General features: G+C 44.6%; 10 protein-coding genes. 7 read left to right on the top strand and 3 right to left on the bottom strand.

The features are described from left to right. Nucleotides 1–48: 48 nt before the first annotated feature. The gene (locus tag BB427_RS19610) at nucleotides 49–1,650 is read right to left on the bottom strand and encodes a hypothetical protein (RefSeq protein ID WP_069022702.1); all 1,602 of its coding nucleotides are present in this window, start codon (nucleotides 1,648–1,650) and stop codon (nucleotides 49–51) included. Nucleotides 1,651–2,018: 368 nt separating this feature from the next. Between BB427_RS19610 and BB427_RS19605 the strand changes: the two genes are divergently transcribed. Continuing rightward, nucleotides 2,019–2,489: a hypothetical protein gene (locus tag BB427_RS19605; protein ID WP_069022700.1), complete on the top strand. Its 471-nt coding sequence runs from the start codon at nucleotides 2,019–2,021 to the stop codon at nucleotides 2,487–2,489. Between the two features lie 45 nt (nucleotides 2,490–2,534). On the opposite strand, the gene BB427_RS19600 is transcribed toward BB427_RS19605, so the two are convergent. Next, a complete protein-coding gene (locus tag BB427_RS19600; RefSeq protein WP_069022698.1) occupies nucleotides 2,535–4,142 on the bottom strand; it encodes a tetratricopeptide repeat protein in 1,608 nt (535 codons plus the stop codon). Between the two features lie 250 nt (nucleotides 4,143–4,392). Here BB427_RS19600 and BB427_RS19595 point away from each other — a divergent pair, with 250 nt between their 5' ends. Further along, a complete protein-coding gene (locus BB427_RS19595; RefSeq protein WP_069022696.1) occupies nucleotides 4,393–5,124 on the top strand; it encodes an Ig-like domain-containing protein in 732 nt (243 codons plus the stop codon). Between the two features lie 46 nt (nucleotides 5,125–5,170). Here BB427_RS19595 and BB427_RS19590 read toward each other — a convergent pair whose 3' ends face one another. Then, nucleotides 5,171–6,061, bottom strand: a complete 891-nt coding sequence (locus BB427_RS19590; RefSeq protein ID WP_039491119.1) for a DMT family transporter — start codon at nucleotides 6,059–6,061, stop codon at nucleotides 5,171–5,173. A 177-nt stretch (nucleotides 6,062–6,238) separates the two neighbouring features. Here BB427_RS19590 and BB427_RS19585 point away from each other — a divergent pair, with 177 nt between their 5' ends. The 5 genes from BB427_RS19585 to BB427_RS19565 all read left to right on the top strand — a co-directional run bounded on the left by BB427_RS19585 (nucleotide 6,239) and on the right by BB427_RS19565 (nucleotide 14,120). Next, nucleotides 6,239–7,186: a homoserine O-succinyltransferase gene (locus BB427_RS19585; RefSeq protein ID WP_039491121.1), complete on the top strand. Its 948-nt coding sequence runs from the start codon at nucleotides 6,239–6,241 to the stop codon at nucleotides 7,184–7,186. Next, complete coding sequence (locus tag BB427_RS24650; protein ID WP_039491124.1) at nucleotides 7,176–8,255, top strand: homocysteine S-methyltransferase family protein; 1,080 nt, start codon at nucleotides 7,176–7,178, stop codon at nucleotides 8,253–8,255. Before BB427_RS19585 ends, BB427_RS24650 begins: the two co-directional genes overlap by 11 nt. A gap of 9 nt (nucleotides 8,256–8,264) precedes the next feature. Further along, entirely contained in the window at nucleotides 8,265–10,892 is a 2,628-nt protein-coding gene (gene metH, locus BB427_RS19575) for a methionine synthase (protein ID WP_069022695.1), read from the top strand. A gap of 475 nt (nucleotides 10,893–11,367) precedes the next feature. Next, on the top strand, nucleotides 11,368–12,252 hold the full coding sequence (locus BB427_RS19570; protein WP_069022693.1) for a hypothetical protein: 885 nt from the start codon (nucleotides 11,368–11,370) through the stop codon (nucleotides 12,250–12,252). Further along, nucleotides 12,252–14,120: a GGDEF domain-containing protein gene (locus BB427_RS19565; RefSeq protein ID WP_069022691.1), complete on the top strand. Its 1,869-nt coding sequence runs from the start codon at nucleotides 12,252–12,254 to the stop codon at nucleotides 14,118–14,120. The genes BB427_RS19570 and BB427_RS19565 overlap by 1 nt, the downstream gene beginning before the upstream one ends. Nucleotides 14,121–14,162 lie beyond the last annotated feature (42 nt).

Genomic DNA, 14,162 nt, shown 5'->3' with positions numbered 1-14,162 from the left:
TCTTTCCTTATTGGAGTAGGGCAGCGTATAGCCACCCTTGACAAAAACCTAGTGAATGATGCCTTGGCGTTGGCCTGCATTAACGGGTTTGTTGAGCTGCACAGAGAGCCAGTTTTCAACGTCACTACGTAATGATGCGTCGCTATCAGGACCTGATTGTGACGAATAGAACCATAACCCTGTTGGTGCTGGAGCATTGACATTGCTGCCACAGGTAAAGTGATTTGCCGCATACATCACCGCGCCTGAGCTACCATATTCGTAATGACTGTCCGAATAACCACCGTAGCCTCTGGCTTGTACCCGACCTTTCGAATCAAGGGTAAAGTGATACACTTCATTGGGTTGCAACAAGAAAGGGCTGACATCGGACGAATCAAAGCGCGCGCGCATTGTGGTGGTAACACTGGCTTGATTACCCGAACGCGTGATCATGCCTGCCAAGTTGGTGATAAGCGCATCGGCCAATTGACCGTCCAGCAAGCTGCCAGGGTTGCCATTGACGATTGCAGAAGTAATGCCAAGTGCGGCTTTGACGACTCCAATGGTGGAGTTTAAATTCCATGTGGTGTTGTATCCCATGGCTGCGCCACCGGCTTTATTGAACAAGATGACTTCAGGTGCAGCTCCTGGCAAATCGACCGCAAATTTTGCGCCGTCAGTTGCATGTGAATTGGTACCTTTTGACCAGATTTTTTTAGCTTGCCCGGTTACATGGTAGCGAGCTGAATAAGTGCCTCTGACTTCTAAATTGCCCGAACAGGCATTGCTTTGATTACATGCAAATCCCCCAGTGTCTGCACACAACATTTTGACGTGGAACTCTGTCGAGTTATGGGCTGAGGTGTTGTCGAAACTGAGCGCTTTATTTTTTGACCAACGTTTCCCCTTAGCTGAGTGAAAGGCGCCGTAGGCTGAGGTATTGACATAAGCATGGTGCTTAGAAAAACCACTACCATCGCTGGTGGATGTGCTCCAAGGCGTTTGGGTTGATGGGTAGTTAGTTACCACTTGGCCTGTGCTGGTTGAAGGGGTCACCATCTGACATGAGCATTGTGACTTAGGTCCGAAGATGGGTTTTTTAGTCAGCAATTCTTTTAATTCGGCAAGAATATCTGACGGTAGCGTCCTATCGTATTCAAGTACCGAGAGCCCTTTACGTTTAGGAGCTGCGTACTCCTTATGCCAAGTGCTGTATAGCTGCGGTGCATTTAGCTCTAAATGTTGGCTGAGCGTTGGCACTTTTTGCTGTTGTGTCCATTTTTCGAATACCGTCGGTTTAAATTGAATAAGATATCGAGTAAAGAAAAAGTTATCTTCAGGCGCTTGCTCGGTAAAAGCATTTTCCCATGCTGATAACACGTTTTGATCGATAGCTTTTGCTTGGCTTAGCATCTCGCCATCTCGATAGTCGCGGATCAAGCTATCGACGTAGCGGTCTAATTCATATTCTTCGTCGTTGTCGGAGATATATTCAAGCAAGGAAACACGGTCTTGAGACCAGTTTGAAATGGCTTGCCACGCTTCTGGGCTTACTTGAGAGGGGGCCATTTCTCCATATTCTTCTGCGGCTTGTAGCGAAATACTACCCAGTAACAACGTGCTGGTAACTAGGCTGACTAATTTGGGGGTGAAATTTCTCTGTTTCATTTTTCTATTCCTTCATCGTTGTGCTGAGTCAACATGCCTCATGCATTGTTAACTTGCCTTGTGATGTTGGAAACTTTTTCAGCGATTGAATAGGAGGTTGTAGGGCCAGTTAGGGTCAACTTGGGTAAAACCTTTGATATTAAACGGACGCCTTGGGTTAGGTAAGTTTAGATATCAAGCTGTGGTAAATAAAAACTTAAATATCAAAGGTCTACTTATATTTTTACCCAAATTTACCCAATTGCCCCGTAACTTTTGCTGCAATCAATATTCGCTTGAGGCAGGATTTTGCTATCGCCGTTATTGGAGTCTCAGCGTGAGTACATTCGCAATCGAATAACGGTGTCATAACCAATAAGGAGACAGTTATGAGACGAATAATAGTATTGGGAGCAACTTTGATTGCGAGCTTTGTACAAGCCCATAGCCCAGAAATGATAGCGCAGCTCGAAGTTGCTGATGGGGCGAAATGTCCAAAGCGGCAAACGATTTTGCTAGGTAAAATGACATTAACTGCTGGAACCTTTAAATATTTACATAGTGAAGGAAGTAACGTTTGTACCAGTCCTAAGCAGAGTATTCCTGGTCGCATTACACCACAACTAGATTGTGGCCAGTTTGATGATTGGCGGCTTGCTTATGATATGGGTAATAAAATGTGTCAATCTCTACATCAAAATATGAAAGGCTTTAGTAATAGCTTAAAGCCTGATATGGCAGTGTATCCACGCTTCGAAGGGCCTTTTGAATTCAAAGGAGATCGTCATCACCAAGAGTATGAGGCCGGTATGGGCGTGACTTTAGCATGCTATTTATGTGAGACCGCGACGGTTAACTAGGGCCTGTTTATACCAGAAGGGGCGAAAGCCCCTTTGTTGTAGACATCAAGTAGCGTTGGAGCACGCTAAGATTTGCTCCAGTTGTGCAACTTTTTCACAAAGAGGTGCTGTATCGAAATTAGCGTCTTGGCATTGAGTGAGTACATATTGTGCCGTGGTAACAATATTTCGAATACGCGGCTTTTTGGGCAGCGTTTTGATATTTAGATAGCGTTCAAGAGTACGCACTCGTAAGCGACCATCATCGATATTCACTTTCCACACTTTGCTTTCTTCCGCTAATTCGACACGAGTTTTGCCACTACCTTGCTCCCAAAGCGTCAAAGTGAGTGTCATTACTTCAACCATCAATTGTCTAGCGGCCTGTTCGTCAATGCTCATATGTCCACCGTGTAATCCATTAGTACCCGTGCGGGCGGTATAGCGAGCAAAGCTGTAAGTAACCAGCACACCCACTACAAATGCGATAAACCCGACGAGTACATGAGACAAAATACTTGTCTCTGTTTGGTGCTTAGGCGCGGCCAAGACGTTAGCGCTTTGAAGGCGAAATTGATAAAGGTTTTCACTTTGTACACGACTACTTTTAAGCATGTCATTATAACGCTGTGCGGTCTCTACCGCTTCTTTATAAGCGTGTGTTTGTAATTGAGACTGCAATAAGGCAATGTAAAATAACTCCGTAAGCTGACTATTTTGCTGATTATGTGCTTCAAGCCCCTGTTTAAGTAACGTTTGTGCTGTTAGGTTATCGCCCTCAAGCTGCTTGAGTTTGGCTTCAATAAGCAGTGCTCGCTGATCAACTTTACCGTGTTGAATAAGTTGCCGAGTGCGTTTGAACGAAGCAAGTTGCTGTTGTGCCTGAGCGATATGATTTTGAGCAATGGCAATTTCGGCCAATAATAAATAGGCTCGAGACAATTGAGTATAGGCACCGCTTTGTGTCAAAGGTTGAAGTAAATCTTCAATGATTTCAGTTGCTTTGTTGTAGTCGCGCTTTTTGTAAAATACCTCCGCGATGCTTAGCAAGGTGTGATTCGCTTTGACTTGGTCGCCAGCTTGCTGGTGGAGCGCATGGGCTTGGCGAAACGAGAGAATGGCATCATCCAACTGATTAATATCCCTCGATACATTCCCTAAATTGTTAAGTGTGATTGCTTGTCTCTGTCGGTCATTTGTTGCTTTCGCTATTTGGTAGCTTTCTAAAAATAAAGTAAGGGCGGTGTCTAAATCTCCGAGTGCCTGATAAGCATTCGCTAAATCGTTTGCCGATTTACCCAGGAGTTCGTTTTGTTGCAACTTAGCCGCAAGCGTTTGCGCTTCGTGGAAGCTCTCCAGCGCTTGAATATAATTGCGCTGGCGGTAACGATTAATACCACTTTGTCTTAACACCTGAAAGCGCTGAAGTGTGGTTAACTTCCATGCCATCAACTCATCCAGTATTTGATTGCTGAGCTTTATGTCACCCGCTCGACGATACAAGCTCACAAGCTCAAGATGTGCATCAAAAGCTTGAGCACCCTTGGGTTCAAGCGTTTCAAGATGTTGCTTACAAGACAAAATTTGGCTTGTGAGGTTAGCATTATTAGCACTTGGGCATTCTGAACCATGCGCCGGTAACACAACGAGCAGTAAAGCTAAAAGCAAAGGCATAAATATTAGTCTAGATACATTGTTTTTACATATTAATATAGTGGTAACAAAAAGTCGTGTCTGCCTTTAATAAATCTCAGGTGGACTATTTTTTGTATTTTGTTGCTGTCTAGCTGCTGTTGTTTAACTTTGCCAGTACGACCAAGTCTCGATTTGTTAATATTGTTAGTTTAATGTGTTTTTGGTATGGTCTTGTTGCTAATTAAGGCCCAGCTGAAGAAGCTGGAAATCAATCCATAAGGAAATAAAAATGAAGTTAAATACAATGTGGCTAAAGTCACTTAGCGTCGGTGTCGCGTTATTTTCACCATTAGTGAGTGCCGCTCCTCAGCTTGATAAAGCCATATTTGAGTACAATGCTGGATTAAACATCCAAGAGGAATTTAATATCTTTGCCGATGGTAACGTGACTGATCCAAATTATCCAAATAGTGAGCTACGTATTCAATTGGATAGTAGCAAAAGCTACGATCAAATTGGCTTTTATGACAAAACTTACACTACATACGGTCAGGCGGTTGCATACAACACATTAGACAGACGTTGGGTTAAATTTAAGGGTAAGGTGCTTTATTTTTCAGGCGAAGACAACGGTAACCAAAAGATAGATACGATTGCTTTTCGCATTGTTAATCCCGCTGGAGAAACATCGGAGTGGGGAGAGATCAGAGTTAGCTTAGACCAAGCGTTTGGTGGTAATTACGATGTGTATCCGAGTGATGACTCGGCACAAACCTTTGCTGGTCAATCTGTTGATGTGTACGTTAAAGATAACGATAGTGGCGTACCATATTATTATGGTGTTGAGATTTTTAGCTCACCAGCTAACGGTACAGTATCTGTTAACAGTGACTATTCCATTACCTACACACCAAAAGCAGGGTTCATTGGCCAGGATTCGTTCCAATATCGCATTAAGGGTAACAACCTTTATGATATTACAAGCGCGCCAGCGACAGTTTCTATTTCGGTAGCAAATTAACCCCAAACTCAGGCCAATATGCACACATATTAAGTGTGTATATTGGCTATCCTTTTAGCAATAAAAATACTCCAGCCAAAGCAATTAGGCCTCCAAACATCATAGACTTAGTAATAGCTTCTCTGCGCAGTAGTCCAATCGTCATGACCATGAGCGGTGCCGTTGCAAAGATGGTTTGTGCGATAGCGGGATCAGTATGATTAACGGAAATCAACTGTAGCCAAAGGCCAATAAAGGTGCCAAAAAACACTGCAACGAATAACCAGTTTTTACTGTCGATTTGTTTAAGTGTGAGTGCTTTAAACAGGCTTTGTGATTTCAAATAAACAACAATAAAGGCCACAAATAGGGTGCCGGACCCTAAGCGGATAAGTGCCGCCCACAGACTACTAATGCTTTCGTTATTTAGCGCACCTTTGGACAGTACCATACCCGCCGCTTGGCAAATGGCAGCCGTGAGTGCAAAACAGACTCCCAAGAGATAATGTTTTTTGTCTAATACCGGCTGGCTTCTACTTGGCTTAATCGCCAACATCACACCAACGGTCGTCACTGCAATGCCGAGCCAAGCGGATGCGCTGAGATAAACACCAAGGAGCACAATGTTTAAGATCCCCGCGATGGCAGGTGCAAGACTTTCAATAACCAAAGTGCGAGCAGGGCCTATATTTCTGAGTGCGGCAAAGTAAGCGCTGTCACCAATCGCTATGCCCAGTATCCCACTGGCTATCAGCCAGCCCCAGCTCGAGAGTAAGGTCGGATACATAGCATCACCTGCGATGAGCAAACACAAGATCATCAAAGCAGAAGCGATGACGCCTTTGCTGACGTTCAACTCAAATGGACTAAGGTGATGGCTAAATCGTTTATACAGTATAGTTGAGCCAGCCCATACCCCAGCCGCCGCAATCGCTGCCGCTTCGCCAATACCAATCATAAATATCAAGTTTCATGTGTTTATTAATATGGTGGCAAGTATACATAAATTGAAATAGTCAGTGAGAGGTGAGGCATTAAATTATTATTATAAATGTTTAGACGTCCATACATCTAGAGGTTGAATTTTTCCAGTTTTTGTCCATAATAATGCCATTCGATTAGTCTGGAGCAGCGCATGCCAATCACCGTCACCGACGAACTCCCAGCCATTGCCCAATTGCGTCATGAAAATGTGTTCGTGATGCCACAAAGTCGTGCATCAACTCAAGAGATCCGCCCAATGCGGCTCGCGATATTAAACTTGATGCCGAATAAGGTGGAGACTGAGGTGCAATTTATCCGATTACTGGCAAATACCCCTTTGCAGGTGAATGTTGATTTGTTGCGACTAGACACCCACCGCAGCTCTGAAAACTCAGAACAACATCTAGATATGTTTTATCGCTATTTTTCGGATGTAAAAGAGCAAAATTATGATGCTTTGATAGTCACCGGTGCGCCGCTGGCGCATCTTGAATATGACGATGTGGTGTATTGGCAGGAATTACAGGCGTTTTTTGATTGGGCTGAGCACCATGTTACTTCAACTCTGTTTTCTTGTTGGGCCGCACATGCCGGTTTGTATCACCATTATGGGTTAAAGCGAGCACTAAAAAATGACAAACTGTGTGGCGTATTTAAGCACCACTGTTATTTTGACCACGGGGCGCTCACTCGCGGCTTTGATGATGAGTTTTTGGTGCCACACTCACGTTATGGCCACATCGACATCGATAAAATTAATGCGTGTAAAGACCTAGTGGTGTTAGCAGGCTCTGAAAAAGTGGGCGCTTACTTAATTAAAAATCACTCAGGTAGCCAAGTATACATTACCGGTCATCCTGAATACGACGCCGATACGCTACAAAAAGAATATCTTCGCGATTGTGAAAAGATGGCCAACGCACCGCAGCCTGAGAACTATTTTCCTGAGAATGACACCAGCAAACGTCCATCTAAAACATGGCAAAGCCATGCATTCTTGTTATTCTCAAATTGGTTAAACTACTATGTTTACCAAACCACACCTTATGATATTAACTTAGTTAGCCAAGATGTAAGGACTAACAATTATGCCGAATAATGTAGCCGTAAACGGTGAGCAAATAGCAGAGCAGCTTAAGCAAGCAATGCAGCAACGTATTCTGATCTTAGATGGTGCAATGGGGACCATGATCCAAAAGCACAAATTAGAAGAAGAAGACTATCGCGGTGAGCGCTTTAAAGATTGGCATGTCCTTATTAAAGGCAACAACGATCTGCTAAGTTTGACGCAGCCTGAGATAATCAAACAGATCCATCGCGATTATCTAGCTGCTGGCGCGGATATCATTGAAACCAATACTTTTAATGCTACCACCATCTCGATGGAAGATTATGATATGGCAAGCCTAAGCCGTGAGATTAATCTTGAATCGGCGAAGCTTGCACGTGCGGTGTGTGATGAATTTACCGCCAAAGATCCTAGCAAGCCTCGCTATGTGGCTGGTGTGCTTGGTCCAACGTCAAAAACCTGTTCGATTTCTCCAGATGTAAACGACCCTGGTTTTCGCAATATCACTTTTGACAAATTGGTTGCAGCCTATGTTGAATCAACGCTTGCTCTTATCGAGGGCGGTGCTCACCTTATTTTGATTGAAACTATTTTTGATACGCTCAATGCCAAAGCCGCCTCTTACGGTGTAGAAGAAGCGTTCGAGCAAGCGGGTGTCACTCTGCCTGTTATGATCTCGGGCACTATCACCGACGCTTCCGGTCGTACGCTGTCAGGGCAAACCACCGAGGCGTTTTATAACTCCATTCGCCATATTAAGCCAATCTCTATCGGCCTCAACTGCGCGCTAGGCCCAGACTTATTAAGACAATATGTAGAAGAGCTGTCACGGGTTTGTGAGACCTTTACCTCTGTGCATCCAAACGCAGGGCTTCCTAACGAGTTTGGTGAATACGACCTAGAAGCCGACGACATGGCAAAAGAGATTATCGATTGGGGCAATGAAGGGTTTATCAATATTGTTGGCGGCTGCTGTGGTACCACGCCCGAACATATTCGCGCCTTCGCGAGAGGACTTGCACGAACTCAGCCGCGCAGCTTGCCTGACATCGAAGTGCGGATGCGTTTGGCAGGTCTTGAAGCCTGTAACTTAAATTAGGAATTCACCATGACACAAACAGCAGTATTTACCAATGTCGGTGAACGTACCAATGTAACGGGATCGGCAAAATTTAAGCGCTTAATTTTAGAAGAAGATTACGAAACCGCGCTGGATGTTGCCAGAGAGCAGGTTGAAAGCGGCGCGCAAGTGATCGATATCAACATGGATGAAGCCATGTTGGACTCAAAAGCTGCGATGGTGAAGTTTCTTAATCTGATAGCGTCAGAGCCGGATATTTCTAAAGTCCCCATCATGGTCGACTCTTCTAAATGGGAAGTCATTGAAGCGGGCCTAAAATGTATTCAAGGTAAAGCCATTGTAAACTCAATCTCCTTAAAAGAGGGTGAGGCACCATTTATCCACCAAGCCAAAATCATCAAGCGCTTTGGTGCTGCTGTGGTGGTGATGGCATTTGATGAAGTTGGTCAAGCGGAAACCGCAGAGCGAAAGTTTGAGATCTGTCAGCGTTCTTACAAAATCTTGGTTGACGAGCTTGGGTTTCCGCCAGAAGACATTATTTTTGACCCTAATATTTTTGCGGTCGCTACGGGTATCGAAGAGCATGATAACTACGCCGTAGAATTTATCGAGGGCACGCGCAGAATTAAACAAAACCTACCGCACTGTAAAGTGTCAGGGGGCGTATCGAACGTTTCTTTCTCTTTTCGTGGTAACAACCCGGTGCGTGAAGCCATCCACTCTGTGTTTCTTTACCATGCGATTAAAGCGGGCATGGATATGGGGATCGTCAATGCGGGTCAGTTAGCCGTGTATGACGATATTCCAAAAGAGCTCCGTGATGCCGTTGAGGATGTGATCCTCAATACCGACGCCGGTGCTGGCGAGCGATTGGTTGAAATCGCGCCTAAATACTCGGGCATGGCGCAAGCCGAAAAGCAGGAAGATTTAGAGTGGCGTTCTTGGCCAGTTGAAAAACGCTTGGAGCACGCCTTAGTTAAAGGGATCACCGAGTTTATCGACGAGGATACCGAGGCCTGTCGCCAACAGTTTGATAAGCCAATTCAAGTGATTGAAGGGCCTCTGATGGATGGCATGAACGTGGTTGGCGACTTGTTTGGCGCGGGCAAAATGTTCCTGCCTCAAGTGGTGAAATCTGCTCGAGTGATGAAGCGCGCGGTTGCCTATCTAGACCCTTACATTGAGGCCGAAAAAGAAGAAGGCTCTAGTAACGGTAAAGTGATCATGGCCACGGTTAAGGGCGATGTACACGACATTGGTAAAAACATCGTGGGCGTGGTATTGCAATGTAATAACTACGAAGTCGTGGACTTGGGTGTGATGGTGCCGGCAGAGAAAATTCTGCAAACGGCCATTGACGAAAACGCTGATGTTATCGGTCTGTCCGGTCTTATTACGCCATCCCTTGATGAAATGGTGCATGTTGCGAAAGAAATGACGCGTCGCGGCTTTGAGATTCCCCTACTCATTGGTGGTGCAACCACATCGAAAGCGCATACGGCGGTTAAAATTGAACCTCAGTACGACAAAGGTGTGATCTACGTCAATAACGCCAGTCGTGCGGTTGGTGTGGTATCTAGCCTGCTAAGTAAAACCCAAAAGCCAGAGTTTTTAGCAAAAACTGCGGACGAATACGTCAAAGTACGGGAGCAGCAGGCGCGTAAAAAGCCACGTTCAAAACCGGTTACTTTGGCGCGTGCGCGCGATAATGCGGTAAAACTTGATTGGCAAAGCTACACGCCACCGGTCCCAAGTAAATTAGGGATCACTGAATTTAAAGACGTGAGCATTAAAACACTGCGTGATTATATTGACTGGACGCCATTTTTTATGACCTGGTCATTGGCCGGTAAATATCCACGTATTCTACAAGACGAAGTGGTTGGTGAAGAGGCGCAAAAACTGTTTCATGATGCCAATGCCATGTTAGATCAGTTAGAAAAAGAGGGTACTTTGCAGCCACTGGGTGTGATTGGGTTGTTCCCTGCTAACCGCGTCGGTGATGATATTGAAATTTATACCGATGAGTCGCGCAGCGAAGTCTTGGTTACGTCATGTCAGTTACGTCAGCAAACCGAAAAAACCGACTTCCCAAACTATTGTTTGTCGGATTATATTGCACCTAAAGGCACGCCTGATTATTTTGGTGCATTTGCCGTCACTGGTGGTCTTGAAGAAGATGACTTAGCAGATGCATTTGATGCCAAGCAAGATGACTACAACAAGATCATGATTAAAGCGGTCGCAGATCGCTTAGCCGAGGCATTTGCTGAATACTTACATGAGCAAGTGCGTAAAGTGCACTGGGGATTTGCAGCGGATGAAGCGCTAAGTAACGAAGAACTTATCCGTGAAAACTATCAAGGGATCCGTCCAGCACCAGGCTATCCAGCGTGCCCTGAACACACCGAGAAACAAAAAATTTGGCAGTTGTTAGATGTCGAAAACCGTATCGGTATGAAGCTGACTAGCTCATACGCCATGTGGCCGGGAGCAGCGGTGTCGGGTTGGTATTTCTCACATCCAGATTCTAAGTACTTTGCCGTTGCGAGTATTCAAAGAGACCAAGTAGAAGATTATGCAGCGCGTCAAGCTATGTCGCTAGAAGAAGCGGAGCGTTGGCTTGGTCCTAACTTAGGATATGAACCCGCATAATAGCCGAATTGAAGCCCAGCTTAACTTAATTCAAGACTAGGGCCTGTTGACCTTTGCTGTTTGATTTTTGTTCTTCTGAGTGTGTTTTGGTCGCGACGCTCGACTTGCCGCCTAGTAATCTAGGCAAAAGTTGAGCAACAATGAACAAAGCGCACTCAGGTGAACCCAAAGGGCAGCGCTTGATTGGCATTTCTACTTTGTTATCGCCTGACTCACATAGAGCAACTATGCTACGCGGGCTCTGCCTTGTATAAATACCAATCAAACTGCTGCAAAAACAAACTTGAAAGATAAACAGGCCCTAAGGTAACCTAGGTTTTTTGTTGCCTTCACTTTGTGAGTTTTAACGGTTATTTGCGGGCTGATAAATTTCAAATCCAAATTCATTAGAATATGTTGTTTAGTGGTTAACAGAGCGCGCTAAATTCAAGTATACTGAATTGAATAACTGTTAATAATAAGGCTTTACTCAACAATGAAGATGAAGTGGCTGTTTTCACTCCTTTTTATTTCCAATCTCTGTTGGGGGAGTAATCAGCTGGTTGTTGATATAATCAGTAGCGAAAATTTCAGTCAGCGTTATGAGCACTTTCTTGCTGGTCGTGACGTCTTAGACGTTGATTCTTTCTTTCCTACCACCAAAGGTTCTCATATTGAAATCATCGAAATGGTACTATTACAGCAGGCTCTATTTCTTGGTGGTGAAACACGTAAAGTCGTATTTAATCCAAAACCTTCGGTGAATATTCTAGAGTTTTCTGATCTGATCGCTGGGGAAAGTTTAATCCTTGCTCGTAGTGTTTGGCATGAAAATATCGTGGACTATCGCGGCTCATTATTTATCTCAGATCCGCTTGTTGAAGTTGGAGATTACGAAGCAGGGCTTTACGTCACCAAGCGTAACGTCGCACTGCAGCAAACGCCGCTTTCACAGCTTCGGCAGCTGAATGTTGTTTCTAACCCGCAATGGGAAGTGGATTGGCGTGCCTTGATGAATACAGACTTACACATGGTGAGCTTTATTGGCCCGTGGGAAACCATGTTGGCAATGGTAGAAAGCGATGTCGTTGACACTATGTTGATTAATTTTAGCGTGAGTGATTCTTTAACTCTAAATTTTGAAGGTAAAGAATATGTCCCAATCGAAAATATTAAGGTTGTCTTGCCAGACTCTCGGCATTTTGTCGTCAGTAAAAACCATCCTGAAGGCGTGCAAATATTTGCGGCACTCAATCGTGGGTTAAAAATACTTAAACGACGAGGCGTGCTAAAACGGGCGTTGACAGAATCTGGTTTTATCAACAAAAAAGTGGCGAATTGGCAGGTGGCTAACGCTGAAATGCTGGTGGGGGGAGACTAATGCAGCCAGCTGTGGTATCGCTTTGCATATTGGTAAGTGCGCTAATTACATTTTGTGGTTTTGCTTACGAATCTTCGGAACAAATACAGCGCAATTTAAATGCGCTACAAATGTCGGCTGAACAAGATTATGACTTGTCTTTATTACCGGACATCAGAGCGCTGCGAGAACAAGCGCGTGCGCAAGGTAATAAGCCGCTGCAAATCAAAGCATTACTGTTAGAGGGTAGTATAGTTCAACACTTTGGTGAGTTTGAGGATGGTTTGGACTTGCACCAACAAGCATTGCAGTTGGCCGAAGCAGATAACAATACATTTTTAAAGGCAAACACCTATCTCGCCATCGCTCACCTTGATATTGACTTAGAGAGCTATGAGTTAGCACAGCGTTATTTAGATAAAGCCTCATTGCTGGCTGAGCAAATTGATGATAATGCCCAGATAAAAGCCGATATCAGTTTATGGCAGTCGCGCTTGAATATGGATAAGGGCGCTTATCGTTTAGCGCTCAAGTCCTCTTTCGTTCCAGAGATTTCAGGTATTCGACAGGAGACACTAGCGCAGTTAAAGCTGACGCGTTCTTGGGCTCATTTACAGCTCGGTGAATATTTACCAGCCAAACAAATTCTAGATGAGTTAGACAATGCAGGTTATTTGGTTCAAAACCAAAGAATGCGGATTATGGCAGCGGTGCAGCGTGCCAGAGTCGCTTTACAAAGTGGTGATTTTGCAGTTTCAATTGATTTAGCTCAGGCAGGGCTGAGAGATACACTCGGCACACGTTTTTTACTTTTTCAATCTCAGTTGCAATGGATACTGGCTTCAGCCTATGCCCAGCTTGGAGACTATCAGCAAGCGCATCGTTATTTAAAACGCTATGCCGTTACTGAGCAGTCACTGAATTTGCAAAAGCGTAATAACAAACTACTTAAGCTAGAAGCGCAATATTCTCTTGCCCAACAAAAGCAGGCGCTTAATGAGCTTGAGCGAGACAATGCCCAGCAGGCAAAGCAGATTATGGCGCATCAGCAACAGATAGAAAACGCAAGATTAAGTCAGCAGCGTTGGTTGTTGATAGCCTTGCTTGCATTTACCTTGTTGCTGGTTTTTTATTGGCGCTGGCAGAATCGTCGATACACTAAGCTGTTAGAGAGTCAGGTTGCGCAGCGGACCGAGGAACTGGCGGAGCGAAACAAACGTTTGCAAACCCTCAGTTTCACCGATAGCTTAACCGGGCTGAGTAATCGACATCACTTTTTTAGCGTCATTGATGGCACCATTGAAGTATACAAACAAAGATGGCAAACACCTGAATTACAACAAAATACCGATCTGATTTTTGTGATTATTGATATCGATCACTTTAAAAATATCAATGATAGTTTTGGTCATGCAGCAGGAGATATCGTGCTGCAAGATTTTGCTGAAATCCTTAAGCAATGCACACGTGAGTCAGATATTATAGTGCGCTGGGGTGGGGAAGAGTTTCTGCTGGTGATGCCAGATATGGACAGGGCGGCTGCGCACGAAGTGACAGAGCGGATCCGTCGCCAAGTGGAGAGCTATCCATTTGTGGTGAACGATCAATCTATCAACTGTACTTGCTCAATCGGTTTTGCTCCATTCCCGTTTGATCCAACGCAACCAGATAAGCTTAGCTGGGAGCATGTGTTGGAGTTAGCCGACGGTGGTTTATATCTAGCGAAGGAATCTCATCGTAATGCTTGGGTTGGTGTCCACACTGGAGACGAGGAAGTGCAAAGTCCGGCAGAGCACATGGTGCAAAATTTACGCTCATACTTACAAGCTGGCAAATTAAAAACGTGGTCAAATCTATCCGATCTTATTTATGCTTGTAATACCCGATAAGCGAATTCGGCTGTTTGGAGACATCCAGTTTAGGTGTATCAT

The organism is Pseudoalteromonas sp. BMB, from assembly GCF_001709235.1.
Taxonomy (GTDB): domain Bacteria; phylum Pseudomonadota; class Gammaproteobacteria; order Enterobacterales; family Alteromonadaceae; genus Pseudoalteromonas; species Pseudoalteromonas maricaloris.
This window is presented reverse-complemented; position numbering and strand designations above follow the sequence as displayed.

What these genes read in the sequence shown, in the direction of transcription:
- BB427_RS19610 (WP_069022702.1), bottom strand. Translation starts at nt 1,650, where the DNA reads ATGAAACAGAGAAATTTCACCCCCAAATTAGTCAGCCTAGTTACCAGC.
- metH (WP_069022695.1), top strand. Translation starts at nt 8,265, where the DNA reads ATGACACAAACAGCAGTATTTACCAATGTCGGTGAACGTACCAATGTA.
- BB427_RS19595 (WP_069022696.1), top strand. Translation starts at nt 4,393, where the DNA reads ATGAAGTTAAATACAATGTGGCTAAAGTCACTTAGCGTCGGTGTCGCG.
- BB427_RS19600 (WP_069022698.1), bottom strand. Translation starts at nt 4,142, where the DNA reads ATGCCTTTGCTTTTAGCTTTACTGCTCGTTGTGTTACCGGCGCATGGT.
- BB427_RS19585 (WP_039491121.1), top strand. Translation starts at nt 6,239, where the DNA reads ATGCCAATCACCGTCACCGACGAACTCCCAGCCATTGCCCAATTGCGT.
- BB427_RS24650 (WP_039491124.1), top strand. Translation starts at nt 7,176, where the DNA reads ATGCCGAATAATGTAGCCGTAAACGGTGAGCAAATAGCAGAGCAGCTT.
- BB427_RS19565 (WP_069022691.1), top strand. Translation starts at nt 12,252, where the DNA reads ATGCAGCCAGCTGTGGTATCGCTTTGCATATTGGTAAGTGCGCTAATT.
- BB427_RS19590 (WP_039491119.1), bottom strand. Translation starts at nt 6,061, where the DNA reads ATGATTGGTATTGGCGAAGCGGCAGCGATTGCGGCGGCTGGGGTATGG.
- BB427_RS19605 (WP_069022700.1), top strand. Translation starts at nt 2,019, where the DNA reads ATGAGACGAATAATAGTATTGGGAGCAACTTTGATTGCGAGCTTTGTA.
- BB427_RS19570 (WP_069022693.1), top strand. Translation starts at nt 11,368, where the DNA reads ATGAAGATGAAGTGGCTGTTTTCACTCCTTTTTATTTCCAATCTCTGT.